Below are 25,739 nucleotides of genomic sequence, written 5' to 3' on the forward strand. Positions count from 1 at the left end.
CTCAGCCCTTCTTTCCGCGCTGGCTCATCAGATGATCGAACGAGACGGCCGCCAGCAGAATGAGGCCTTTAATCATGTCCTGCATGTAGACAGACACATCGAGTAGAATGAGCGAGCTGGTCACCAGCGACAGCAGCCCGACCCCGAGAACCGCACCAAAGATCGACCCCTGACCGCCCTTCAATGACGCGCCGCCAATCACCGCAGCAGCGATCACATTCAACTCCAGCCCGACACCGAATTGGGGAGTCGCCGAGCCGAACCGCGCCATGAAAATCACACCGGCCAGCCCCGTCAGGGTCGAACACAGCACCGTCACCCAAAAGATCACGCGCTTGGTCCGGATGCCCGAATATTCTGCCGCGCGCTCATTCGATCCGGTGTAGAACACCGCCCGGAATCGCGTCGCGCGGCGTAGCAGGAAATCAAAGACGATCGCTAGAACGATGAAAATCACTACAACGACCGGAATACCGCCCAGCGATCCCTGCCCCACAAACTTGAATTCTGGCGGCAGCGAGAACAGCGACAGCGGCGTCCCCTTCGTGACCATCAGACAGGCACCGCGCACAATCACCATCGCTGCAAGCGACGCGATGAAATGGCTCAGGCCGACCCGCACCACGAAAAAACCCATCACCACGCCGACGCCGGCAGCGGCCGAGATACCTCCCAGCGAGGCAAGCCAAGGATCGATCCCCATAAGGAACAACTTGCCCGCAACCACCATCGCGAAACACACGACCGAGCCCACCGACAGGTCAAGCCCGCCGACAATGAGCAGAACCGTCATCCCGATTACTACGATGCCCTCAATCGAGAAGCTCAGGAAGATGGTGCGAAAGTTGCTCCAAGTCAGGAAATAGGGTGAGGCAAAGCTCATCACGACGCACAATGCAAGGATGATGCAGAGCAGGCCGAATTCACGCATCCGCACCAAGTTGTGCAGGTTTGTGCCCGCGTTTTTCGCGCGTCGCGCGGGGCGTTCAAGGCTCGTTTCTGTCATCACAAAGCTCCTTCGGTCTGCGTCGCACGGGTGCTCTGAGCCTCAAGGCCAGATGCCAGCGCAATGATTGCTTCTTCGCTTAGTTCTGCGGCAGAGAGTTCACCGGTTAGTCGGCCTTCGTGCAGCACGATGACCCGGTCCGAGAGGCCGATCAGTTCGGGGAGTTCGGAAGAAATCACGACCACGCCGATGCCAGTGCTCGCCAGTTCGCGCAGAATTGCATGGATCTCGACCTTAGCGCCGACATCGACACCGCGCGTCGGCTCATCAAGAAAGACCACTCGCGGTGCGACCGACAACATTCGAGCCAGCGCGATCTTTTGCTGATTGCCACCCGAGAGCGTCGAGGGTGGGTCACTTAGCGAGCCAGCTCTGAGACGGAGACGACTGGTGTATTCTTGGGCCTGCGCCATCTCGGCGGCGCTGTCGATCAAGCCCAGCCGATTGGTCACCTGCGCCGGGCGCAGAGCTGAAATATTGGCGCTGATCGGCAGGTCGAGGAATAACCCCTCACTTTTGCGATCCTCCGAAACATAGACAAGGCCAGCATCAAGCGCCTCGCGGAAATTGCGGATCGATACCGGCGCGCCGTCGAGCACAATACGCCCGGACTTCCGCGGTCTCAGACCACAAACGGCGCGCGACAATTCGGACCGCCCGGCACCGATCAATCCTCCGATGCCAAGGATCTCTCCAGCGCGCAGCTCGAAACTGATGTCGCGCAACAGGGGCTCATCGCTCAGCCCTTCGACCTGCAACAACGGTCGTCCAGGCGCACTGTCCAATTTGGGTGGATAAAGCTGGGCGATATCGCGTCCGACCATACGGTTGACGACCTCTTGAGGGGAGGTTTTCGCCACCTCAAGGCAATCGACAAAATTTCCGTCCCGGAATACCGTTACGCGATCGCAGTGATCGAATATCTCTGCCATCCGGTGCGAGATATGGATGATCCCGAGCCCGCGCGCCTTGAGCCGGTGCACGATGGAGAAAAGCTTCTCGGTTTCGGCTTCAGTGAGAGCCGAAGTCGGTTCGTCAAGGATCAGGATACGTGCATCAAGCGTCAGCGCCTTGGCGATCTCTACAAGCTGCTGTGTCGAGATTGACAGCGATCCTACTTTTGCCCGCGGATCAATATTGCCCAGTTGCGCCAGCACCACCTGTGCTTTGCGCTCGAGTGCAGCATAATTCATAAGTGGCGACCGGCTAGCCGCCGTCGCGGCCATGAAGATATTTTCGGCCACGCTCACATCCGGGCAGAGAGCGATTTCCTGATGGACAAACCCGATGCCGAGCGCTTGGGCCTCCAGCGGTGATCGGATCCTGCGCGGCTCCCCGTCGATCCGGATCTCGCCGGCGTCGGGCTGCAAGATTCCATCGACGATCTTCATTGTCGTCGATTTCCCAGCGCCGTTCTCTCCGGCAAGCGCGTGGATTTCACCCGCCCGCAGATTGAAAGCGACGTTTTCCAGCGCACGGACGGGGCCGAAACGCTTGGCGATACCGTCAAGCTCGAGCAAAGAAGTCATGACTCGCTCCGCAACAGGATTGAAAAGACAAGCGATATGGGCGGCGGCGTCCCATCTGTCGGACACCGCCGCCTGCACACAGGATCGGATCAGCCGTCGATCCCCTTGGTGCCGCGACGCTTGAGATACTTGTCCCAGTAGAAATCGTCGGCATTGTCCTTGGTCACGACCGCATATCCGTTATCAAGCAACGGGATGCCCATGGGGTTGAAGCCGGCGCTCTTGTAGTCGTTCATCGGATCAATGAGCTGAGGATGGGCAGCCAGCCAAAGCAGGATAAAGCCATAATATCCCTGCGCGCCCTGGTTCGGGTCGATGGCGGCCGTGATCTGGCCCGCCTTGATCATATCGAGAACCTTGGCGTTCACATCCACATTGACGATCTTGATCTTACCGCCCAGTTCCTGCGCAGCCTGTGCCGCGCCGATCGCTGACGAGGCTTCAGGCATAAAGACTGCACTCAGATCAGGATGGGCCTGCGCCAAAGACAACACCGCCTGATAGGCCTTACTCGGATCTTGATTTGTCGCCGCGCGGCCGACCAGCTTCATGTCGGGATATTTCTCTTTCATTCGCGCGATAAAGGACGAAACGCGCCGGTCGTGATTGTCTTGGCCGGGATTTTCAAGAACAGCATATTCTCCCTTTCCGCCCGTCGCCTTGGCGATCTCGTCTGCGGCAACGCTGCCTTCGCGCAGGTTGTCGGAAGTGATGTAGGAGGTGCGGTTCGAATTCGGACTGTCGGCGGCAAAGGTCACGACAGCCGTGCCTTGTTTGATCGCTTCGTTGATCGGCTCGATAAACGGGTCCGGGTTCATCGGGTGTAGCAGGATCCCGGCAGGCTTCTGCGCAAGCACCTGCTGGAAGCTCGCGATCTGCTTGTTAACGTCATAATCCGGGGTGCCGGTATATTTGGTCTCGCAGCCGAACTGATGCGCGGCCTGCTTGAACATCTCGTAGACGGGATACCAGTATTCGACCCCTGAAACCATGACATTCATGACATAGGTTTCGCCCGGTTTGCAGTGAAAGGGGGATTCCTTCCAAGGTTCGTCCGCGTCCTGCGCCATTGCAGAAGACGTGCAAAGACAGGCGGCTGCCGCCGCAATAAGAAACTTCTTCATAGATTTTCCTCCCTGGCCGAGAACAGGCAACCTCCTCCAGATCACCGCTGTTCCGAGCTCTTGGTGGGATAAGCCTGCCTCCCACCTGCCAACCTGTCAATAAATCCTAGTTCCTGAAATATATTTCATACCTACCCCGTTATCGTGACAAAGACCGGAAACTCCGAAGTCCGGCGGTCGAAAAACCTTAGGGAGCAGTGCACAAAGCCGGGAAACTCTGCCTAAGGTCGGTAGAGCTCTGGGGGCAGAGCATGCTTAGCTGAAAGACCCGCCGCAGGTCGCCGGCTTCTACTCGAAAAATTCTCTCGGCATGGACTTCCTAGTCCCTTGCCTTGATACTGCAAGCTACAACAGCCTTCACACTTTCGCTTCAGATGGCACACGTGTCGGCCCAACACGCAAGATGGATGCGCGTGAATATTTTCTCTACAGCGCAACATATCTCCGCGCGCTGTGCGATAGATAAAATTCCGCGACTAAAATATATTAGCCGGGCCCCTTCGCGACCATGGAGGCCCCATCGAAGTTTTTGGTAACTTTCAGCAATTATAAAAGGCATTCTAATGCGCAACCCCGACAAGCGACCACCTCTAAAGAAGTTTCCTAAAGAACCAAGAGGATATGTGGGTTTAATCTTAAGCATTGAGCAGCACAACGAAAGCCCTCTCAGTCGAGCCACTATAATTATCGACGCGGTCCAAGCAAATTTTGACCCGGCTTTGGTAAATGAGCCCGTGCGCACCTGGGACCGTCAAAACCTTGCTTTGCTAAGGATCATGACCACAGCAAAGCGGTTTTCGAAGATGGCAAGCCTTGAAAGCCCTGACGACGCTGAAGGAGAAGAAGATTTAGCTGGTCGCTGGGTTGACATTCAACTCGTCCCGGCCGGAAAAATAAGCGGCCCTCGCGCTCAAGTTTGCCGCCTCGGTGAAAACGGGTTTGAAGAGTTGGAGAACTTCACAGTCGCGACCATAACTCAGTTTGGGAGCGAGCCGGAAGAACCTCGAAGCCTCAGTGCTGCCGCAGGGTCAGGGGCGGTTCTCGCCAGCAAGTTAGCCAAACGCAGAGGATTGCCAGGAACGAAGATCGAAACAACTGCATCGAACCATGCCCTGTTGAGGTTGGCGCGCTCAATATGCAAATCCGACTTCGAAAAAGTCATTATCCATGACGTTGGCCACGCCAGTTTTACGACCCTAATTGGCTCATCCGGCAAAGCGATCATGCATTTTGATGCCGGATGGCCCATTCCTTTTAACGCTAAGACCTGCCCTCCCACCGACCCCGCTCCGAAATTCGCTGAAATGGTGTTTTTGTCTCATTGGGATTGGGACCACCTTCACGGATATCACCGCTGGAAACTACTGCAGAAATCTTTTTGGATTGTCCCCGACCAGCCGCTTGGACCAAACGCAGAATTCGTCGTTGAAGAGCTCAAAGCCGCACATAGATTGATCCGCATCCCCCCCATCCCAAGCAAGGAGTATTCTTTCGGCCCCTTGACGCTCGGGCAGGCGAACCCAATGGCAGTCTCAGGGAAGTCAAAAAGGAGGAACAACTCAGGATTGGTGATAAGTGTTCGTCTAGCAAATGGGAAAACGGCGCTGATGACAGGGGACGCCGACTATGTCGCGATACAGCCATCAGTTTTGAGGCGCGTGAACTTACTTGTCGTTCCTCATCACGGGGCGGAGGTTTTGGGGAAAATTCCCGTGCCGCATATCGGCCCGTCCCCGCTAGCGGTTGTTTCAATGGGGGCGGGCAATTGCTACCAGCACCCTTCAGTGCCAAATATCGAACGACACCAAAATGCTGGCTGGGGGACGATCAGCTTCACTTCCGTCCCACCGACAACGATTGGCTACGCTCACGTCGCGCGGGGTGACAAAACGCTGGCCTGAAGTTTTATAGTCAGTTCGCCGCGGTGAAGGACCATTCCTAAGAGCTCAGTTTTACTTGATCTCAATGCATAATCCGTCGTGTAGCTGCTGGAGTAGTATGGCACGCCACCGACGAGCATTTGTGCGACGCAAATGCTCAATCTGAGTTTCCTCTGGAGGCTTTCTTCGCCTAGATCGAAGTAGCGTAATCTCGTTTCCGCCCTTACCATCGAAAGCGCGGGAAGCGAACTGGCGACGGCGCAGCGTTTACGCAGCTTGTTCGAGACCGAACCGGGCACGTTAGCCGTAAGACTACTTACGGAGGTTGGGACATAGCTTCGCGCACCGACCTTGCGCCCCACTAAGCGAATGACGATAGTGAACTACGCCTCGCGGCCGAGAAACTCGAGCCATGCAGGCCATTCAAAGATTTTTTTTGGGGGGGAGGTAATGTGGTGGATGGTGACGACGAAGCATCGCAGAAACTGACATTCAAATTTTTGCGTGGCGACGGAACTAATAACGATGAGCTTGAATGGCCTGCCGGGGCCGATGTCGTTAGGAAAGCGCTTTCGGAGTCGCTCAATGCGAAAAACGTTGCATTCCTGCTCGGGGCCGGGTGCTCATCGCACTACGTCAAGGAAGTTGGGTTGCTGGACACCGAGGAATGGAAAGAGGTTGGAATCCCTACCATGGCGCCGCTCGCCGCCGAGTTCACGAAGAAGCGGCCTGACGACGAGGCGGGGTTCCCGACTATTGCTGAGAGAAAAGTTCTTGCCGGCGAATTCGGTGTCGATATTGGCGACAATGAATATTCTCGGAACCTTGAACGATTGATGGAGCTTCTGTTCAGCCTCCGCTTCTCGCTATCTCGAAGCACGCTTCCGCGGGCGGACGAAAACCTAAATGTCGTTAACGCGATCATCCAGAAGGTGCAGGCTTTTCTTTGGGAGAAATGCACGAACGGCGCCTTTGCGAATGGGGACAGCTCTGTTGGGGCGCTCTATGAGACTTTCTACCGAAAGCTGGTCCTTCGCGACCGTTCGCTGCCGCGTCCCTGGGTCTTCACGACTAACTACGACCTTTTTAACGAAACCGCGATGGACCGGCTAGGTCTGCCTTACGCCAATGGCTTCTCGGGCGTGGTGGAGCGCCGTTTCAATCCCGCGACCTTCCGTTACGCGCTTGCCGAGCAGCTCGATTTGACAAATAGGAAATGGTCGGCAGTGGATGGCTTCGTCTATCTCTGCAAGATCCATGGGTCAATCAGCTGGACCGAAGACGATCACGGCCTCTTACCGATCCGCGAAACGGTCGCATCCAGAGAGCAAGACCCGGGGAAGGTGATGATCTATCCCACCCCCGCAAAACAAAACTCCAGCCTCGGGTCGCCCTATGCGGACCTGTTTCGCGAGTTCCAAACACGGATAGTGAGAGAGCAAAGTGTCCTATTTACTATGGGATATGCCTTCGGCGACGAACATATCAACAATATCATCTACCAAGCGCTCACGATACCGACATTCCGCCTGATTATCTTCGCAGATCCGGCGCTTGAGGGTGAAATCGCCAAGCTTCGCGCTCTGAACGATCCGCGCATCTGGATCATCGGTGGCAGCGGCCCGGACGCTGACAGAAAGGCGCATTACTTCGACACCATCATCGAAGAGTTTATGCCCCAACGGCCGAGCGAGCGCATTGATGACGCAATTCGAAAAGTGTTAGAGGCAATATCCACCAAAGCGCCAAGGCCTCATTCCAGCGATGGAGAGAACTCATGAGCCGGGACGATAGGAAACGCGCCATCGGAAAGGTGGTCTCTGTCGCAGCCGACCGCCTCGTTGTCGAGATGCATGCCGGCACAGACAATTTCACTGTCGTGGGCTTCGACGACGTTCATTATGTCGCCCGTCTAGGCTCGTTCCTGATGATCCCAGCACAAACAGAATATGTTGTCGTCGAGGTTGTAGGCTTGCGCGAACGGGACAGCGCCAGCTCAAGCCAGGGCGAGGTGCATTTAGACAGGGCGGCGTCCGCGAAATATCTCGACGTGGTGCCAGTCGGAATGCTTCCGCAAGACCGTGATGCGAAGTTCCGCTTCGGCGTCTCGATCTTTCCTTCGCTATACGCGGATGCTCTCTACGCTCTTGATGCGGAGCTTGATCGGGTTTTTGAAACTGAGAAGCCGAGCGAACCCGCTCTTCGCATCGATGGCTCCTTGCCAGTTCCCGAAAGTGCAACGCGCTTTCGCGCCCTGACCATAGGTCGATCGGTCGTATTCGATGGCTACGACGTTAAAGTCCGGATAGACGACTTTTTTGGCGGCCATACCGCTGTGCTTGGGAATACCGGGAGCGGCAAGTCCTGCACCGTAGCATCGGTCCTCCAGTCATTGTTCGACAAGGCGGAGGAGTTCCACGCCAGAGGGGCAACGTTCGTGGTGTTCGACGTGAATGGCGAATACGCAAATGCGTTAATGCCGCTTGCCAAAGCGAATGGAATTGGTGTCGACCACGTCGTTTTGGACGGAACCGCAAATGATGGGAGGTTTCGCCTCCCCCATTGGTTCTTGGAGCAATCCGAGTGGGAATTGTTGCTTCAGGCAAGTGAGCGGACGCAGATTCCGGTTCTTCGAACGGCGTTGGGCCTTACTGGCTTGTTCAGGGCGAATACGCCGCAAGCTTTGGAGATCAAAGAGCACTTCATCGCCACCTGCGTCATTGAATGTTTCCGCGGGGCGGATGGCGACTCGCCAGTCGCGAAGTTTCAGCGTGTAGTATCGTTATTTCAGAAGTATCCGACGCACGATTTAAACGAGGAATTGCTTCAAAAATATGGAGCAAACTACCAATACGGAAACTTTCCTAATGGAAATATCGTTCCTTTTTTGGATGAGGTTCGACAGAAGCTTCGCGAGGACGTGAAGCTCCCATCCTACAACCGAACACCCTTCGCATTTGATGACCTTGAAGAATGCTTGGATTTCGCAATCCTATATGAGGAGGCGCACGGCAACCGGCAAATTCGCGATTATTGCTCACAGATGGTCACTCGGTTCAAATCACTCCGAGATCGACCCGAGTATGCATTCTTGCGCCATAATAGCAATCCGAAAGACCCGGACCCGACGATGGGGGATTTCTTAGAACAACTCCTTGGTCTTTCAAGAAAAACAAATCATTGGCAGAAGATCCATCAGATCATCATTGTAGATATGAACTCTGTCGAAGATGAAGTGGTTGAGCTTGTCTCATCAGTGCTTGCGCGGATGATATTCCGCTTACTCAGGCAATCTGATCAGAGGAACCGCTTTCCGGTTCATCTTTTGCTTGAGGAGGCACATCGCTACATTTCAGCAATCCCCTCAAAATATGCCATCGATGCCAGCAAAATCTACGAGCGCATCGCCAAAGAGGGACGAAAATATGGGCTTTTCCTTCTAGCAGCATCGCAACGGCCAAGCGAACTCTCGAAAACCGTGCTCTCGCAATGCTCAAACTTTGTTATCCATCGCATCCAGAACCCGGATGACCTCTCACAGATCCGGCAAATGACACCATTCATTTCCGAAGCGGTCCTAAAGCGTCTGCCGTCGTTGCCAAAGCAGCATGCGCTTGTCTTTGGAACGTCGGTAAACCTCCCGACAACCTTCAGGGTCCGGGACGCAAAACCGCTGCCAAAGAGTGACGACGCGAAAATCGGGGAAATCTGGTTTCACGAGGAGGGAAGGGTTGCATCAGTTAGGATAACAACTTAACGGAGCCGCCGCCACGGCACACTTCGAGCGGCCAGAATGGGCTGGGAAGAAGGATTAGCTAAAGAGTGTCCTTCCACTGAGCTTTCATCCAGCCGCGACCGGAGCTTGGTCGTCTCTTTTTTGCTATGCTGAGCCGCCACGGGCCATATTGCCGGTGGCTCTGTCCACAAAGGGGGCATTTCGACGAGTGGCGTGCAGACTCTTCATGCCCTTCATTCCTGCAACCAAATGCCAAGCTCCTTTGGATTAAAGCTTAAGAGCCTTTTGATGGTTTCTTCTTTAAATTTCAAAGAAGGACCGGACTTAGCCCTTTCCAAAGTAAGACCATTATGCTGGAGGAACGACCGAACATAACGTGGGCGGTCGTCCTCGGCCCTCCCCCAAATCTCCGCTGCCTTGCTGCTCCTGCCATTCCCTTCAGAGGGGCCATCTGCCCTCCTCTGAAGCGCCACCCCGACGAGCTGCTTTAGAAAGATTTCAGGATCAATCCTCGCAAAGAGTTGGTCTTCCAAATCCTGAATAAAATGGTGTGATGCATTGATGAATGAAGCGACTTCCTTGAATGTTGGCGGGCTTTCTGCATCGTAGCTGCGCAACATAACGTTGGAATCTAGCCCCCTGAATTTCGATGCGATATCTGCATTGCCTTCCTCGAGAATAGCGCGGTGTCTCTCAGACAAGCCATCGTCAGCTTCCACATGAGCGCTCTCGTTGCGCCAGCTTACCAGCGCAGCCACCATAGCAATAAGCAGTGGATCTAGATCGGGGATAGCATTCTCCACTGCAACAATTTTCTTGAAAACACTTCTATTTGCCCGATCAATTTCGCTACGGAGAGCCTGATCTTGGATTAAAGTTGGTTTTCGCATCGCGCAGCGCAAATAGACGTCAACGCCATCGACCGCTCTAATTAGCGCCATATCAAGAACTAGCCGACGGGCCCTTCGCGCTGAGATCTCCGGTGACTTCGGCGACCAGGCCATTCTCATCTCAGGAGGCACAACTGTCACCTCCCCACGCTCAATCGCATCCAGACCGACAAGCGCAGTAATTATTAGGTGATTGGCCTGTCCAAGACTCTCTTTGAAGCGCTTACGTCCATTGCTCTTATTTAGATACATTCCAAGCCCCAAGTGGTGCGCTTAGCACGGCTTGCACATGCATCACCCGCTCTGAGTAAGCTAACGCTACATAAAGGCGGGGGCTTTACCTTAAGCTATAAGCGCAAAACTACCGTAAGCGTAACCTATTGAAGGGTCAACTTTGAGCAGGGCAAAAATTTACTTAAAGATCCGCTGTCATCGGTTGCCAAGGAACAGAGCGAACGGAAAGCTGGGCACTCTACTTTGTTCGAGCACGACCGGACGCGGCGAAGAGGCCCCATTTGCAACCGCGTGCGCAAGCCGTCGCATTGCCCCCCCCCACGAACTACACTTGCTATTGACTCACTTAAGCCCTCAGTCGATCGTTCCTAGCGTCTTGTTACTCACGACCTTTCGCAGTTTGGAGGAAAAGTATTGCTTCAGTGAAAACGAAAAATTCGTCGCATTACGCGTAAACATCTGCAACCCCTTGCACTTCTACAGGATAATCGTTCGCAATGGAGTTCATCGTAGTTCCGACCAAGGAGGATCTTGCACCCGAAGAGGGCAAAGAGATCGGCTATCTGTGGACGGACCAGTGGGACGACTGGTTTACCTACAGCACGATGTATTATTTCACCTATTTCGATCGCGGCGGGCAGAAGCACGAAATTGGGGCAGTCAAGATCGGCCAATTTGAGTGGAAAAAAAAGCAGCGACGACCAAAAATACCTGAAAAATTTTTCACATTATCTGATGAATTTTTCTCGCTCGGACAAGATGTAGATTACTATAAGGCTTTGATGCAGCTGCCAGAAGACGAGAGGTTTGAAATATTTCGTGCGCTTCGAGATACGGCATACGATGAAGAGCTTTATGCCCGGGCAATCAAAGAAGACGTAATGACGGAGTCGCTGATGCGATCGTCCGGCGCGCGCAAAACGGAAATTCAATACCGCGCGGTTATCAAGGAGGGCGTAGAACTTACACCTTTCAAATTCTTCTACAGCGCCGCCGAGACACGGAAATCATTGACGGGCCCTTTTACGCTACGTTTCGAAGTGAAGCCCCAGTCTTCGCCGCCAACCAATATCCACGTATTGGTCGGGCGCAACGGCGTAGGAAAAACACGAATTCTCAATGGAATGACCCGCGCCCTCGTAGACCCTACATCTAAAAGGCGGCGCGACGGCAAATTTTCTTTCGAAGAGTCAGAGTTCGACATTCTAGGCGATTGCAGCGAGACCTTCGCCAACTTGGTTAGTGTTACCTTCAGCGCCTTCGACGATTTTCTTACCATAGGTGACGCACCTGATAGTAAAAGCGCGACCATTCAATACACTAACGTCGGATTGAGAAAGATGGTTGGTCGCAAATCCGAAAGAAAGGTAATAACGCAGGATATCTCCCGACTAAGCAGCGACTTTGCCGATAGCGCTCTTATTTGTGCGCGAGGAATGCGGCGATCTCGTTGGAAACGCGCTCTCGAGACACTAGAAACCGACAGCCTTTTTAGCGAAATTGAAGTCGCCAACTTAGCAGACATCACAGACGAGGACGATTTCCGGGGAGAGGCACGCGACCTTTATAAGAAGCTAAGTTCGGGGCACAAAATTGTGCTACTGACCATGACCAGACTTGTTGAGCTGGTTGAAGAACGCACGCTGGTTCTCATGGACGAACCCGAAGCTCATCTTCACCCGCCCCTTCTAGCAGCCTTCGTCCGCGCACTTTCCGACCTACTAACAAATCGAAATGGCGTAGCGATTATTGCAACCCATTCCCCGGTTGTGGTCCAAGAAGTTCCATCAACGTGTGTATGGAAGATCTCAAGACACGGCGTCTCGTCGAATGCGGAGCGCCCAGAGATCGAAACGTTTGCTGAGACAGTAAGCGTTCTGACGCGTGAGATATTTGGACTCGAGGTAGATCGCTCAGGGTTCCACAGAATGATCCGCGATATTGTTAAGGAAGAGGACACCTTCGAGGCTGTGATGAACAGGTTCGAAGGTGCGATAGGCGCTCAAGGACAAGCGCTCATTCGCTCTATGCTGCACCGACGCGCCTCTGAGGATGATGACTGATGCGGCCTGTCAAGCGGCCCATATTCGATGCGGGAACGACTTTTGATCAATGCATTGAGATCATCAAGAGTCCTGCTCTGCGAGCCCGTATGAAGGGCATTAGGCAGAAGATATTGAACCGGTCTGCTGATTACGACACGCGCGCGAAAGCCGAAGAGCTTCATCTCATTGGCGCCCACGAAGGCGGCATCGGCAATGTTGCCGGGCTCGACCTCAAGAATAACTACACAATACGAATGGCACGAAAAGGCGTTCCGGCGCGTTCGATCTACGATGCTCTAAAAATCCTCCCTGCGCACAATCGATGCCCATATTGCAATTTTGGCCCCGTCGAAACTTTGGACCACTTGCTACCCAAAACGCAGTATCCGGCGTTTGCCGTGAAACCGACGAACCTTGTCGGTTGTTGCGACCGGTGCAACAGAAAGAAGTCTGAGATTGTGCCCACGGGTCCGGGAGATCTCTACCTTCACCCATATTTTGACAATATCGACCATACAAATTGGCTGAAAGTCGAGCTTATCCAGACAACCCCCGCCGTCGCAGAGTTCTATGTCGCGGCAACAGACGAACTAACCGCCAATCAGCTCTCGCGCCTAAACAACCAGTTCGAAGGCCTGGAACTTGCAGGACTATACAGTGACGCTGCCGCGGATGAAATCGTCGACATTGCAGCACTGCTTGAAGAAATGTTCATAGACGGTGGCGAATGCGCAGTGCGCTCACATCTTGCTCGACAGCACCGATCACGTTTTGCCGTCGGGAGAAACTCTTGGCGCTCGGCTCTCTATCAGGCTCTTTCCCAATCAGACTGGTATTGCCAAGGAGGGTTCCGAATAAATCCGTGATCATACGGTTGACTGCTAAATAGCGACAATGTGCCCCTACGGAACCTGCCACCATAGAAGTGGGGTCCGCCGAACGAACGAGCGCCCGACGGAGCAGGTTAAGGGAGGCATACAAATGAAATCCGATTGCTTGCAGCTGCCTCCTCTGCGAGTGCATGGTTTTGGACAGAAACCGAAGTTCGGACCACCGATCTCACGCATTGAGGCGAGCCATGGCGATCAAGAAAAGCGATATCTACCGGTCTCTCTGGGACAGCTGTGATCAGCTGCGCGGCGGCATGGATGCATCGCTCTACAAGGATTACATCCTTACCCTGCTCTTCCTGAAATACGTCTCTGATCGTGCCGGGCAACCAGACGCGCTGATCGAAGTGCCGGAGGGCTGCTCCTTCGAGGACATTCGAAAGCTTCGCGGCACCGATAATATCGGCGAAGGCATTGATACGGCTATCGCCGGGATCGCGAAGGCGAATGATCTTCAGACTGTTATCGACAAGGCTTACTTCAACGATAGCGAGAAACTTGGAAGCGGCACCAAAAAGCGAAACACGCTGACCGCACTCATCAACATCTTCAGCCGCGAGGAACTGAATTTCAGCCACAACCGGGCGGATGGTGATGACATTCTGGGCGACGCTTATGAATACCTGATGCGGAACTTCGCAACCGAATCCGGCAAAAGCAAAGGCCAGTTCTATACCCCGGCCGAAGTGTCTCGGGTTGTGGCCGCCGTCGCTGGCATCAATCGCGCGACCAGTCCGAAACAGACAGTCTATGACCCCACCTGTGGCTCAGGCTCGTTGCTGCTGAAAGCTGCGGACGCAGCTGATGTCGCCCTGACGATCTACGGCCAGGAATCCGACATCAGCACCCGCGGCCTCGCCAAGATGAACATGATCATGCACGGGCGTGAGGACGCTGAGATTGCCCAGGGCGATGTCATCGGCGAACCGCAGTTCAAGGCCTCTGAAACCGAGCTACAGACGTTCGACTTCGTCGTCGCCAACCCGCCCTTCTCGGCCAAGGCATGGGGCTCGGGCCTGACCAACGCTACCAAGTTCGGCCGCTTTGACCTCGGAATGCCGCCCGAGAAGAACGGCGACTTCGCCTTCCTCCTCCACATCCTCGGCTCGATGAAGGCCACCGGCTCCGGCGCGGTCATCCTGCCCCACGGCGTGCTCTTCCGCGGCAACAAGGAAGCCGAGCTGCGCGAGAAGATCCTCAAGCGCGGCTACGTCAAGGCGATCATCGGCCTGCCCGCTAACCTCTTCTACGGCACCGGCATCCCCGCCTCGATCATCGTGCTCGACAAATTCCAGGCGCAAGCCGAGCGCCCCGTCTTCATGATCGACGCCTCGCGCGGCTTCATCAAGGACGGCAACAAGAACCGCCTGCGCGAGCGTGACATCCACAAGATCACCGATGCCTACACGCGCCAAGCCGAGATCGCAGGCTATTCCCGCCTCGTCCCCTATGCCGAGATCACGCGCAACGACTTCAACCTCAACATCCCGCGCTATATCGACGGTTCCGACCCCGAGGACCTGCAGGACATCGAGGCGCACCTCAAGGGAGGCGTGCCGAACCGTGACATCGACGGGTTGGCCGAGTTCTGGGACGTCATGCCCGGCATCCGCGCCACGCTCTTTGCGCCGAACCCGCGCCCGGGCTATTCTGATCCGCTGGTCGAGCCGGAGGAGGTGCGCAGCACGATCCGCAATCACCCTGAATTCGGCGCCTTCCGGGATCGCGTCCATGCGATCCTTGACGGCTGGGCTGGGCAGAACGCGCCCCTGATGGATGGTATCCAGATGGGTGACAAGCCCAAGGACCTGATCCGCACCATCGCCGAGGATATGCTGACCCGCTTCGCCGATGCGCCCCTGATCGACCGCTACGAGGCCTATCAGCGGCTCATGTCCTACTGGGCCGAAACCATGCAGGACGATGTCTTCATCATCGCCCATGACGGCTGGGAGGCCGCAAAGGAACTTCGCACCGCACGGCATGAGGTCGTAAAGTCAAAAGACGGCAAGAAAGATAAGATCAATTGGCTGGAAGAGGCCGACCTGACCGTGAATACAGTGCGCCTTGTGGCCGATGTCATCCCGCCCCGGCTGATCGTCGCGCGCTTCTTCCCGGAGTTGCAGCAGGCCGTCGACGATGCGCAGACCAAGGCCGAGGAGCTGGGACGCGAGATCGAGGAACTGGTTGAGGAACACGGGGTTGAGGGCGGCCTTCTGGCCGCTGCGCTGACCGAGGCGGGCAAGCTGACCGCCGCTTCGGTCAAGGCACGCCAAAAATCCGGTGAGGCCGAGCCGGAGGAGGCAAAGCTGCTGAAGCAGGTGGCCAAGCTGATGACGGCCGAGACGGCGGCGAAGAAGGCGGCTAAAGAGGCCGAGGAGGCGCTGACAGAGGCCACGCTGAAGAAATACCCCGAACTGACCGAGGAAGATATCCGCGCGCTGGTTGTGGATGACAAATGGCTGACCGACATAGCCGAATTGATCGAGGCCGAGATCGAGGCCCGGACCGAGCAGATGACCGCCCGGGTTCGGGTGCTGACGGAGCGGTATGGGCATACGCTGCCTGAGATGGCTGGGAATTTTGAAGACCTCGAAAGCAAGGTAGCCGACCACTTGCGTGCCATGGGGTTCGCAGCATGACGGAGGTCGAAGAAACGGCTCTGCCTTTCCCTGCACCAGCAGACTGGAAGACCTCTTACGTCGGCGATGAGTTTTTCGTTATCTTGGGCAAGATGCTCGACGCAGAAAAAAATGTCGGCACGCCAAAACCTTATCTTGGCAACAAGTCTGTTCAGTGGGGCCGAATTGATACCGAAGACTTGCCCATGATTAAGCTTACGCAGGGAGACCTGCGTCGATACCGGCTCGAAGACGGGGACCTGCTGGTTTGTGAAGGTGGGGATATAGGACGGTCTGCCATTTGGTGCGGTCAGATGGAGGAGTGCTACTTTCAGAAGGCGCTGCATCGCGTGCGTCCACGCGGCGGTTATTCCCCTGTGCTGCTCCGATACTTGCTCGAATACTATTCCAAGACGGGGTTCCTCTTGAATTTTGCAACCCGAACGAGCATCGCGCATCTCCCAAAAGACAAGTTCGAAGTGCTACCGCTGCCAAAGCCGTCCATGGCGGAACAGGAAGCCATCGCCGAGGCGCTTTCGGATGCGGATGCGCTAATCGAGGGGCTGGAGCGGCTGATCGCCAAGAAGCGGCTCATCAAGCAGGGCGCGATGCAGGACCTCCTGACCGCCAAGCGCCGCCTTCCGGGATTCTCGGGGGAATGGGTTGCCCGGACGTTGCCGGAACTCGCCGAAATCCGCTCCGGAGGAACTCCAAGCACATCCGCTCCAGAGATGTGGGACGGAGACATTGCATGGTGCACGCCTACGGATATCACCGCCCTAAAGGGTTCGCGATTTCTTTCCCATACTTCGCGTTGCATAACCGACTTGGGTCTTCGAAAATCGGCCGCAGAGCTCTTGCCAGAAGGCACCATAGTGATGACCAGCCGCGCAACCATCGGCGAATGCGCTATTGCAACACTGCCGATTTCAACCAATCAAGGGTTTAAGAACTTCATAGCGCGACCGGAAACTGATCAGGATTTCCTGTTCTACTTGTTGAGCTTTCAGAAGGCGGGGTTCATCGAACTCTGTTCGGGTAGCACCTTCCTCGAAATCGGAATGGGCCAGTTGCGCAAATACCAAGTCATGACGCCCAGAGACTTGAGCGAGCAAACCGCAATCGCCTCGGTCCTGACCGACATGGACGCCGAAATCCGAGCCCTCGATACCCGCCTCGAAAAGGCGCGGCAGGTGAAGGAGGGCATGATGCAAAACCTTTTGACCGGACGGATCAGGCTGGTCTGACGACATTTCACCAAAAGTGATTTTTCCAGAACGGAGTGCCCAATGAGCAAGATCGGCGAGGCGGAACGCAAGGCCCAGAACCGGGTCATCGACCTGCTGTGTGGGGACAAATCCGGCAAGCGCGGCGGCCTCGGCTGGCGCTATCTCGGCGACTGGCAAAAGCGCGACGGCAACGCCAATATCGAGCCCTCGCTTCTGCGGCCCTGGCTGGAAGCGCGCGGCTATGCGCCCGAGGTCATCACCCAGTCCATCACACGCCTCGAACGCGAGGCGCGGATGGAGGGCACCAAGCTCTACGAGGCCAACCAGAGCTTCTACGACATGCTCCGCTATGGCGTGGCCATCGCCCCCGGCCCGGGCGAGGCCCCCGTCACCGTGCGCTTCGTCGACTGGGGCGATGTGGGCGCCAATGACATGGGCGTGGCCGAAGAGGTCTCGATCAAGGGCCGCGACGCCAAGGCTTGGAACAAACGGCCCGATCTGGTGCTCTATGTCAACGGCATCGCACTTGGCGTGGTGGAGCTGAAGAAATCCACCGTGGGTGTGGGGGAAGGCATCCGCCAGACCCTAGACAACCAGCGGCCCGAATTCATCCGGCACTTCTTCACCACGGTGCAGATCACATTTGCCGGGAATGACAGCGAGGGGCTGCGCTATGCCGCGATCCAGACGCCGCAACCCTATTGGCTGGCCTGGAAGGAAGAGAGCAGCATCACCGCGCCGCTCGACCGTGACGTGACGCAAATGATGGCGCCCGCGCGGTTCCTGGAGCTGATCCACGACTTCACCTTGTTCGACGCTGGCTTCAAGAAGATCGCTCGCCCCAATCAGTATCTCGCGGTGAAGGCCGCGCAGGACCGCGTTGGCGCCCATCAGGGCGGTATCATCTGGCAGACCCAAGGGTCAGGCAAGAGCCTGATCATGGTGATGCTGGCGCGCTGGATCAGGGAGGCCCTGCCGGACGCTCGCATCCTGATCGTCACCGACCGGAAGGAACTGGACGGTCAGATCCAGGACGTGTTCGGCGACACCGGCGACAAGGTGCGATGCGCACGATCCGGCAATGATCTGATGGCGGCACTGGCCGATCCGACAGACCGCGTCGTCTGCTCGCTGGTCCATAAGTTTGGCAAGCGCGAAGAGAGCGAACTGGCCGAGATGATCTCGGAAATTCAGGCATCGCAGATTGGGGCGCCAGTGGGCGACTTCTACGTTTTCATCGACGAGGCGCATCGCACGCAATCAGGCAAGCTGGCCCGCGCCATGCGTCAGGTCCTGCCCTCTGCCATGTTCATCGGCTTCACCGGCACGCCGCTGCTGCGTTCCGACAAGGAAACCTCGCTCGAGACCTTCGGTCCCTATATCGGCAAACCCTATCGCTTCGACGAGGCTGTCGAAGATGGCGTGGTGCTGGACCTGCGTTACGAGGCGCGTGACATTGATCAGCGGATCACTGCTCCCGGCAAGATCGACGCTTGGTTCGAAGCGAAGACGAAAGGGCTGACGCCCGTCGCCAAGGCGACGCTGAAGCAACGTTGGGGAACGCTGCAACGGGTGCTATCGAGCCGGTCGCGGCTGGATCAGATCGCCAACGACATCATCCTCGACATGGAGATGAAGCCGCGCCTCAAGGCTGGTATGGGCAACGCCATGCTGGTTGCCGGCTCGATCCCCGAAGCCTGCAAATTCTTCGAGATATTTTCCAAATCCGGGTCTGTGCTGGCCGACAAGTGCGCCATCGTGACCTCCTACAAGCGCGCGGCGCCCGAGATTACCGGTGAAGAGACCGGGATGGGCGAAACCGAAAAGCAGTATGTTCACCGGGTTTATACCGACCTCCTTGGTGACACGTCGGAAGAGGATTACGAGGAAGAGGCGCTGCGGCTCTTCAAGAAAGAACCGGGGCGAATGAAATTGCTGATCGTCGTCAGCCGCCTTCTGACCGGCTTCGATGCCCCGACGGCCACCTACATCTACATCGACAAGCAAATGCGGGATCATGGTCTATTCCAGGCCATCTGCCGCGTGAACCGCCTCGACGGGGACGACAAGGACTTCGGCTATATCGTTGATTACAAGGACCTGTTCCGAAACATCGAGAGTGCGGTGGATGACTATACCTCAGAGGCTTTCGACGCCTTCGACAAGGAGGATGTGGAGGGGCTGATCACCGACCGCGCCGAACAGGCGGACCAGGATTTGCGGACCGCTCGCGATGCGTGGCTGAGTCTGATGGATGGCGTCGAGCAGCCGAAGTCCGACGACGAGATCTACGCCTATTTCTCGAGCCCGCAGGGCATCGACCAGGATCCGGATTCCGAGGAGAAGGCACGTCGACGCCAAGCCCTATACAAGATCTCCGGTCGCTTCGCGCGAGCCTATGCCAATATTGCAGCCGAGCCCGAAGGATCTGCGTTCAACGATCTGGAACTCGATGAAATCCGCCGCGAGGTAGAGCAGGCTATTGGGATCAGGGATGCCGTGCGTCTTCACAGCGGCGATGCGGTGGACATGAAGCTCTTCGAACCTGCAATGCGCCATCTGATCGACAACTACATTCGGGCTGACGACTCCGAGGTTATTTCGCATCTCGATGACATCAGCCTGATCGACCTTGTCGAAAGCAAAGGCGCCGATGCCGTAAACGACTTGCCCGCCATGTCTAAGCGAAAGCGCGACAACGTGGCCGAAGCGATCGAGAACAACGTGCGCAAGCTGATCATCGAAGAGACCCCGGTCAATCCGCGGTTCTATGAAAAGATGTCCGAGCTTCTAACCGATCTGATACGGCAGCGGCGCGACGAAGCCATCGCATACGCTGAATACCTCGAGCGGATCGCGGCCCTGGTTCGCGATGCGAAAGCTGGCCATGGCAACGAGTATCCCAGCACAATCGACAGCGCTGGCCGAAAGGCTCTTTACGATAACCTGGAAGGCGACGAAACGATGACCCTCGAAGTCGATAAGGCCGTTCGTGAAACGGCGCCCTTCGGCTGGCGGGGCAACGCCATGAAGGAACGGAAGGTCCGACGCTGCCTTGAACAGGTTCTGGACGACCCAGAGACAGTGGAGAGGATCTTGGAGATCCTGAAAAACCAAAGTGAATATTGAGTGCTCGCAGATCGGCGGCGTTCGCGTCGAGATCGTGCGCAAGAAGATCAAGAACCTGCATATTGGCTGCTACCCCCCCGACGGGCGCGTAAGGGTTGCAGCCCCGGAAAACTTGAGCCCTGATGCGATCCGACTTGCGGTCCTGACACGTATGTCTTGGATCAAGCGCAAACAGGCCGCCTTTCTCAAGCAGGAACGTCAGACCGAACGCCGCTTCGTCTCTGGCGAGACGCATTTCTTGTTTGGCAGGCCACTCAGATTGGAAGTCGAACGATGGGATAAGAAAGTCCATCGGATTTCCAGATTGGGAAACGATCGTCTGCTATTCCGCGTGCCTGTTGAAAGCACCTTGGGACAAATGCGTCGTTGGATGGAGGCCTGGCAAAAATCAGAGCTGAGAAAACAGGCGACTCCTCGTCTTGAAACCTGGGAGACGCGTCTCGGTGTGCGCACCTCGAAATGGGGCATTCGACCGATGCGAACCAAATGGGGCAGCTGCAACCCGCACAAAGGAATTATTTGGCTGAACTCCGATCTCGCCAAGAAGCCGATGAGGATGATCGACTATGTCATCGTGCATGAGCTGGCGCACCTTATCTCGCCAAGACACGACGAGAAATTCCGTGCGGTTCTTGATAATGCGCTGCCGCGCTGGAGAAATATCCGCAACGAGCTGAATGCTCTTCCACTGTCTGCATGGACCGACGCGACCAGCGAACAAATCGGCACTCACCGCCCTTAAAGCCCAATAGAGTTTCAACGACCAAATGCTCAAGGAAAGCAATGCCCCACTGGCTTCCTGAACGTCTCCGCCCGGCTCATCGGGAAACACTGCCGTCGTTTGTCTCACGACTTGCTGCATCGAAAGGGGTTAGTGCCAAAAACCTCGCCTTGGACATGGGCGTTTCGTTGAAACGCGTGGTGACGCAAGATCCAGAAGCCTTGGAACAGTTGCGCATATGGAGCAGGCTCACGGACACGGAATTTGCCGATCTCCTCTCCTGGACAGGCGTAGGCGCAGGAGACATTCAACAAGAGTTCCGCGGCGAGCTTGTCGGATCACGCTCTCTACGCAATCCGGCGGTCCGGGGGTGTCCGTTGTGTCTCGCGGAGGATGCGGCAGCCGGTGACGGATCACCTTTCGAGGCAATGGTCATGCGTGGCGATTGGCAGTTAAAGGAAACCGTCCGCTGCGTTCGGCACGGAGCCGATCTGGTGCCACTGTGGCGGGCCAATTCGCCGTCAGCCCGATACGACATCGGCTCAAGGCTCCAAGAAATCTTACCAGCGCTCCTCGCAGGAGATTTCTCTCAGCCGAGGCGCGAGGTAACGGAATATGATCAATGGCTCGATGCACGTTTTGAGAACGGAACCGACGCTACTTGGCTGGCCAGACATTCACTCTATGCAGCGACCACCATGTGCCGCCTTCTCGGGGCCTGTTTGCAACGGCTTCCTGGACAAGCGGAACAAGATCCGCACCAACTTGGTTTCGACGCACTACGAAATGGCGAGAGAAGCTTTCGGGATGCTCTCAATCAACTCGCCGATCACTGCGACAGCACCCAATTTGGTCCAAGCAAAACCTTTGGTTCTCTTCACGAGAAGCTTAGCCGTGACTACGCGAAAGATCCCCAGTTTGCCGAGTTCCGCGAGATTCTCCGTGCCTGCATTCTTGAAAACTGGGCTGCGGGGAGCGGTGAGATAGTATTGGGAGAAGCTCTCGCGGAACGACGCCTCCATTCGGTGACGAGCGCATCGGTGCAGACCGGTGTCGGTCCCGCTGTCATCGAAGCGCTGTTGATTGAGGCCGGAGCGGTCAGGTCCGATGATCCCAGGCCCCGGGTGCGCAAGACTTTCGATGCAAAAGAATATGCTGGGCTCATCGCCATGATCCCTCAACTGGCGGGCCCGATGGAGATGCAGAATGCGATGGGTGCGACCCGCTCGGAGTTCCGGGCTTTGGTGGAGCTCGGGGAGCTGTCACCTGTTACGCGGATCGCCGGTTTCAAGACGCCTTGGCTCGCATCCGAGGGTATACGTTTTGTAGAGAATCTCCGCCGGAAGGGCGGCTCAATCCCTGACGGAGTGCGAGGCTGGAGCACCATCCAGTTAGCCAGCACATACACCGGTATTCCGGTGAGCCAGATTCTTTCGGGCATTCGGAGCGGGGCGCTTAGTGTCGGACTTCGCGATGGAGAACCTGGCTATCATGGCATCTGCGTCTCGCGGAACGAAATAAAGGCAATGAAAAATCACGTCCCGCGAGCTACTAAAAAGTGGCGGGACGGCTCGATCTCGATCGCAGCCTTCGGCCGATCAATTGGCATTCGGGATCACGGCACCTTCACGCGTTTCGCTGAGGCCGGGCACTGCCCTGCACATCTGGTGCGCAACCCAAGCACCAGGCAAAACCAATTGCGGATGACCGAAGCCGAAATTGCGGCGTTTCATGAGAGATTCGTCACACCAAACACGATCGCCGCAGAAATCGGCTTGCATAGGAATACCATTCGGGCGCTTTTAAAAGACCATGACATCACGCCCTTCAGCGCAGACGGCCATGAATTTGGGCGCATCTACCTTCGCAAAGAGATGGTCGCGGTCCTGCCCGATTGGGCTGCGACCCATCCGAGGCGCTAGTGCGCTAGAAGGCGCAAATGAGCGATCGACGCCCCCTTAGCCCCCAAAGAATCTCGCTTTCCAAATCAAGGCGTTAACCTAATTTTGCCGCGCAACGCGAAACACCTCTTGACAGGGGATGCGCAAGAAACGCCGATTTTTCGCAAGCTTATGCCTCATTGGCAGCGAGGATTTTGGCGATCCCTCGAGGACTCGAACCCCGAACCTGCTGATTAGAAGTCAGCTGCTCTATCCAGTTGAGCTAAGGGACCGCTTGGCCCCTAAATGCGCGATCGGGGCGCGTGGTGCAAGTTCAGATCGCGCGCATCAGGAAGACGGAATTCGGATCGGGCTGATAGCCGACATAGGGCCCGCATTCCGCAAAGCCCGCGCGCAGGTAAAGCTGGCGCGCGGGTGCGAAGGAGTCCTGCGATCCGGTCTCGAGATAGAGCCGCGCCATCCCTTCGTCGCGCGCCGCCGCGATCAGCTGCTCAAGCATCCGCCGCGCGAGCCCCTGCCCGCGCATCTCGGAGAGGATATGCATCGATTTGATCTCGCCCTCATCGGGCGCGATGCGCTTCAGCGCGCCCATGCCCACCGGGCGCCCCGCCTGCCGCATCACGAAGAAGGAAATGCCGGGCGCAGCCAGCGCATCTGGCGGCAGCATATGGATCGACTCGGGCGGCGTATCTTCGTGCATCGCCGCCGTGTGGCGGGCGTGAAGCTCTGCAAGATCCGCGCCCAGCGGGGTCTCGCGCGCGATTTCGATCGTGTCTTCCATGGGGCGTCCTCATCCGTGTCGGCGGCAGATTAGGCGCGGCGCGCGCGAGCCTCCAGCGCGAAAACGCCTTAGTTGCGAATGACTTTGCAGAAGCCGCCCTGTCCGCGGATTTTCTCGCAGGTCGCCAGCGCCTCCTTGCGCGAACCTGCCGGGACTTGCGCCGTGTATTGCGCGCGCCGCCCGAAGCCCGGCATCACCGCGCGCACGAAACGCAGCCTGGCGTCACCAATCGCGCCGGAATGACGCGCGGCGGCCCGTTTGCCGAACACCTCAGCCGATCTCTGGGTGCGCCCGGCGGCCACGATCACGCCCCAGGGCGGGACCGGATCGCGGAACTCCCGGATCGCCCTGCCCTTCGCCAATTTGGTGCAGGCCGCAAGGAAAGGCGTCTTCCCATCGAGCCGGAAATCCACCGCCTCGGGCGGGGCGTCGCGCCAATCCTCCGCGGAATGGCCAGTGATTGCGCGCACATAGGCGCGGGTCTCGCCCGCAAGCCCGCCGCTCTTCGCGATGAACCCCGCCGCACGGTCCTCGCCGCCGTTATAGCCGATCGCCGCGAGGCCGGGATTGCCGAAGCGCGTCGCCATCTCGGCCAGATAGCGCGCCGAGGCTTCGATCGCTTCGGCCGGGTTGAACGGGTCGGCAAGCGCGCGCAGCCGCGCCGTGCCGGGCATGAACTGCGCGATCCCCTGCGCACCCGCCGGGCTGATCGCGGCCGGATCAAACCGGCTTTCGCGCCAGAGAAGCCGTGCGAAATAGCCCGGATCGATCCCTGCCTCCTGCGCCGCGTTTTCGATAAGCCCGCAGGTATCGGCGAAATAGTTTTTCAGCCCGATGCAGCGGCGCCCGTCCTCGGTGCAGCGCAGATCGGGCGCCGGAGGCCCGATCATCGCCCGCGCAGGCTGCGCGTTCAGCGCCCCCGCGAGGACACAGAAAAACAGGGCTGAAAGAAGGGTTTTCATCACTGAAAATTAGCGGGAATTCCGGCATGGCGCCAGAGCGACGTCGAGGCCGAGCCTTAGTCGCGCAGCACACCTGCGGCGGCCAGCACTTCACGGTCCGGGCGCCAGATATCGCGATGCGGTGTCGCGAAGGCACGCGTGGAGAAGCTGGCACTCACGCCCCGATCGCGCAGGAAGGCCCGGTCGATCGCCTCCTCTTTCGCGACGTCTATCGGCAGCGGATAGGCTTCCAGGCTATAGCCGTGAAAGCCCAGCGTGCCCTCAGGGCCGAGATCGCGATGCGCACCCGCCATGAAGATCAGCGTGCAGGCGGAATAGCAGCGTTTCGTCACCTGCGTGCTCAGCCCCCGCGCTAGCACGCGTTGCGCCAGCGCCCGCGCGGCGAAGACCTGCCCGCCGGCACTGTCGAGATCGACCGCCGAGACGCCCGTCGCCGGGGTTGCCTCGAACCGCGCCAGAAGATCGTAGCCGACATCGCCGGTCAGATAAGCGACGCCGTTGCGCACCTCCAGCGGCTGCGGCCCGGCATAGGCGATCGGCGCCAGGGCAGTGGTCTGCCGCGCGGCCTGATCGAGCGCATGGGCCACCGTCACCACTGTGACCGCCACCACCGCCACGCGTCCAGCGATCAGCACATGGCCCCGCGCCTGCGCGTCGATCCAGTGCGACAGGCTGCGCCACGCGCCCACCAGCTGCCACAGCGCCAATGTCATATCCGCGAGGAACAGCAACGCGAAAAGCGGCATCGAGAGCGGCGACGACATGGCTTGCCACAGCTCGGCGACAGCCAACCGCCCACCGATCAGCACTACGACGAGCGCGATCCAAGGCGGGCAGTCGCCCTGCCAGTAGCTGCCGAGACCCCAGTGTGAGGCGGGCTGAAATATCCGGGTGGCTCGGGCCATTTACGTCGTCCTTTCGAGCACCATCGGCTTTCAGTGTAGCACAGCTGGCCCGAAAATTGGGAAACTGCTGGAAAGGACGCGACTACGGGCGGGCCGAAGGCGGGACTTCTGCCGCGAGCCATGCCTCTGCTATACTGCGACGATGGGAGGTCCCTT

The 25,739-nt window shown here is 57.2% G+C and carries 17 protein-coding genes and 1 tRNA gene; 10 read left to right on the forward strand and 8 right to left on the reverse strand.

Going from position 1 to position 25,739, the window contains the following annotated elements; translation table 11 throughout:
• Position 1: 1 nt before the first annotated feature.
• The 3 genes from BMI85_RS05215 to BMI85_RS05225 all read right to left on the reverse strand — a co-directional run bounded on the left by BMI85_RS05215 (position 2) and on the right by BMI85_RS05225 (position 3,659).
• Complete coding sequence (locus BMI85_RS05215; protein ID WP_078599964.1) at positions 2–1,006, reverse strand: ABC transporter permease; 1,005 nt, start codon at positions 1,004–1,006, stop codon at positions 2–4.
• Positions 1,006–2,535 carry a sugar ABC transporter ATP-binding protein gene (locus BMI85_RS05220; protein WP_078599966.1) on the reverse strand — a complete coding sequence of 510 codons (1,530 nt, stop codon included), beginning with the start codon at positions 2,533–2,535 and terminating at the stop codon, positions 1,006–1,008. The genes BMI85_RS05215 and BMI85_RS05220 overlap by 1 nt, the downstream gene beginning before the upstream one ends.
• Positions 2,536–2,624: 89 nt before the next feature.
• A complete protein-coding gene (locus BMI85_RS05225) occupies positions 2,625–3,659 on the reverse strand; it encodes a substrate-binding domain-containing protein (protein WP_078599968.1) in 1,035 nt (344 codons plus the stop codon).
• 563 nt (positions 3,660–4,222) lie between these two features.
• Here BMI85_RS05225 and BMI85_RS21065 point away from each other — a divergent pair.
• The 3 genes from BMI85_RS21065 (at position 4,223) to BMI85_RS05235 (ending at position 9,296) form a co-directional block, all read left to right on the forward strand.
• Entirely contained in the window at positions 4,223–5,560 is a 1,338-nt protein-coding gene (locus BMI85_RS21065) for a hypothetical protein (protein WP_143594998.1), read from the forward strand.
• 434 nt (positions 5,561–5,994) lie between these two features.
• Positions 5,995–7,320, forward strand: a complete 1,326-nt coding sequence (locus tag BMI85_RS05230) for an SIR2 family protein (RefSeq protein ID WP_078599970.1) — start codon at positions 5,995–5,997, stop codon at positions 7,318–7,320.
• On the forward strand, positions 7,317–9,296 hold the full coding sequence (locus tag BMI85_RS05235; protein ID WP_078599972.1) for an ATP-binding protein: 1,980 nt from the start codon (positions 7,317–7,319) through the stop codon (positions 9,294–9,296). The genes BMI85_RS05230 and BMI85_RS05235 overlap by 4 nt, the downstream gene beginning before the upstream one ends.
• A 212-nt stretch (positions 9,297–9,508) precedes the next feature.
• On the opposite strand, the gene BMI85_RS05240 is transcribed toward BMI85_RS05235, so the two are convergent.
• A complete protein-coding gene (locus BMI85_RS05240) occupies positions 9,509–10,417 on the reverse strand; it encodes a hypothetical protein (RefSeq protein ID WP_143594999.1) in 909 nt (302 codons plus the stop codon).
• 479 nt (positions 10,418–10,896) lie between these two features.
• On the opposite strand from BMI85_RS05240, the gene BMI85_RS05245 reads away from it, so the two are divergent.
• The 7 genes from BMI85_RS05245 (at position 10,897) to BMI85_RS05275 (ending at position 22,956) form a co-directional block, all read left to right on the forward strand.
• Positions 10,897–12,462 (forward strand): AAA family ATPase, encoded by a 1,566-nt coding sequence (locus tag BMI85_RS05245; protein WP_078599976.1) that lies wholly within the window; start codon positions 10,897–10,899, stop codon positions 12,460–12,462.
• On the forward strand, positions 12,462–13,310 hold the full coding sequence (locus tag BMI85_RS05250) for an HNH endonuclease signature motif containing protein (RefSeq protein ID WP_078599978.1): 849 nt from the start codon (positions 12,462–12,464) through the stop codon (positions 13,308–13,310). The genes BMI85_RS05245 and BMI85_RS05250 overlap by 1 nt, the downstream gene beginning before the upstream one ends.
• 212 nt (positions 13,311–13,522) lie before the next feature.
• Positions 13,523–15,976 carry a class I SAM-dependent DNA methyltransferase gene (locus BMI85_RS05255; protein ID WP_078599980.1) on the forward strand — a complete coding sequence of 818 codons (2,454 nt, stop codon included), beginning with the start codon at positions 13,523–13,525 and terminating at the stop codon, positions 15,974–15,976.
• The gene (locus BMI85_RS05260; RefSeq protein WP_078599982.1) at positions 15,973–17,202 is read left to right on the forward strand and encodes a restriction endonuclease subunit S; all 1,230 of its coding nucleotides are present in this window, start codon (positions 15,973–15,975) and stop codon (positions 17,200–17,202) included. The genes BMI85_RS05255 and BMI85_RS05260 overlap by 4 nt, the downstream gene beginning before the upstream one ends.
• Positions 17,203–17,244: 42 nt before the next feature.
• Positions 17,245–20,313, forward strand: coding sequence for a type I restriction endonuclease subunit R (locus tag BMI85_RS05265; protein ID WP_078599984.1), 3,069 nt, complete (start codon positions 17,245–17,247; stop codon positions 20,311–20,313).
• Positions 20,303–21,055: a SprT family zinc-dependent metalloprotease gene (locus tag BMI85_RS05270; RefSeq protein ID WP_078599986.1), complete on the forward strand. Its 753-nt coding sequence runs from the start codon at positions 20,303–20,305 to the stop codon at positions 21,053–21,055. The genes BMI85_RS05265 and BMI85_RS05270 overlap by 11 nt, the downstream gene beginning before the upstream one ends.
• 41 nt (positions 21,056–21,096) lie before the next feature.
• Positions 21,097–22,956: a TniQ family protein gene (locus tag BMI85_RS05275; RefSeq protein WP_168174741.1), complete on the forward strand. Its 1,860-nt coding sequence runs from the start codon at positions 21,097–21,099 to the stop codon at positions 22,954–22,956.
• Between the two features lie 174 nt (positions 22,957–23,130).
• On the opposite strand, the gene BMI85_RS05280 is transcribed toward BMI85_RS05275, so the two are convergent.
• From BMI85_RS05280 to BMI85_RS05295, 4 genes are all read right to left on the reverse strand, one after another.
• Positions 23,131–23,207 (reverse strand) — tRNA-Arg (locus BMI85_RS05280).
• A gap of 41 nt (positions 23,208–23,248) precedes the next feature.
• Positions 23,249–23,716, reverse strand: coding sequence for a GNAT family N-acetyltransferase (locus BMI85_RS05285; protein ID WP_078599990.1), 468 nt, complete (start codon positions 23,714–23,716; stop codon positions 23,249–23,251).
• Between the two features lie 68 nt (positions 23,717–23,784).
• Entirely contained in the window at positions 23,785–24,678 is an 894-nt protein-coding gene (locus BMI85_RS05290; RefSeq protein ID WP_078599992.1) for a transglycosylase SLT domain-containing protein, read from the reverse strand.
• A gap of 56 nt (positions 24,679–24,734) precedes the next feature.
• Positions 24,735–25,583: a hypothetical protein gene (locus BMI85_RS05295; RefSeq protein WP_143595000.1), complete on the reverse strand. Its 849-nt coding sequence runs from the start codon at positions 25,581–25,583 to the stop codon at positions 24,735–24,737.
• Positions 25,584–25,739: the final 156 nt, after the last annotated feature.

It is taken from the genome of Thioclava sp. DLFJ4-1 (genome assembly GCF_002020145.1).
Lineage (GTDB): Bacteria > Pseudomonadota > Alphaproteobacteria > Rhodobacterales > Rhodobacteraceae > Thioclava > Thioclava sediminum.

What these genes read in the sequence shown, in the direction of transcription:
- BMI85_RS05250 (WP_078599978.1), top strand. Translation starts at nt 12,462, where the DNA reads ATGCGGCCTGTCAAGCGGCCCATATTCGATGCGGGAACGACTTTTGAT.
- BMI85_RS05265 (WP_078599984.1), top strand. Translation starts at nt 17,245, where the DNA reads ATGAGCAAGATCGGCGAGGCGGAACGCAAGGCCCAGAACCGGGTCATC.
- BMI85_RS05255 (WP_078599980.1), top strand. Translation starts at nt 13,523, where the DNA reads ATGGCGATCAAGAAAAGCGATATCTACCGGTCTCTCTGGGACAGCTGT.
- BMI85_RS05290 (WP_078599992.1), bottom strand. Translation starts at nt 24,678, where the DNA reads ATGAAAACCCTTCTTTCAGCCCTGTTTTTCTGTGTCCTCGCGGGGGCG.
- BMI85_RS05215 (WP_078599964.1), bottom strand. Translation starts at nt 1,006, where the DNA reads ATGACAGAAACGAGCCTTGAACGCCCCGCGCGACGCGCGAAAAACGCG.
- BMI85_RS05275 (WP_168174741.1), top strand. Translation starts at nt 21,097, where the DNA reads ATGCCCCACTGGCTTCCTGAACGTCTCCGCCCGGCTCATCGGGAAACA.
- BMI85_RS05245 (WP_078599976.1), top strand. Translation starts at nt 10,897, where the DNA reads ATGGAGTTCATCGTAGTTCCGACCAAGGAGGATCTTGCACCCGAAGAG.
- BMI85_RS05260 (WP_078599982.1), top strand. Translation starts at nt 15,973, where the DNA reads ATGACGGAGGTCGAAGAAACGGCTCTGCCTTTCCCTGCACCAGCAGAC.
- BMI85_RS05240 (WP_143594999.1), bottom strand. Translation starts at nt 10,417, where the DNA reads ATGTATCTAAATAAGAGCAATGGACGTAAGCGCTTCAAAGAGAGTCTT.
- BMI85_RS05295 (WP_143595000.1), bottom strand. Translation starts at nt 25,583, where the DNA reads ATGGCCCGAGCCACCCGGATATTTCAGCCCGCCTCACACTGGGGTCTC.
- BMI85_RS05285 (WP_078599990.1), bottom strand. Translation starts at nt 23,716, where the DNA reads ATGGAAGACACGATCGAAATCGCGCGCGAGACCCCGCTGGGCGCGGAT.
- BMI85_RS21065 (WP_143594998.1), top strand. Translation starts at nt 4,223, where the DNA reads ATGCGCAACCCCGACAAGCGACCACCTCTAAAGAAGTTTCCTAAAGAA.
- BMI85_RS05225 (WP_078599968.1), bottom strand. Translation starts at nt 3,659, where the DNA reads ATGAAGAAGTTTCTTATTGCGGCGGCAGCCGCCTGTCTTTGCACGTCT.
- BMI85_RS05220 (WP_078599966.1), bottom strand. Translation starts at nt 2,535, where the DNA reads ATGACTTCTTTGCTCGAGCTTGACGGTATCGCCAAGCGTTTCGGCCCC.
- BMI85_RS05235 (WP_078599972.1), top strand. Translation starts at nt 7,317, where the DNA reads ATGAGCCGGGACGATAGGAAACGCGCCATCGGAAAGGTGGTCTCTGTC.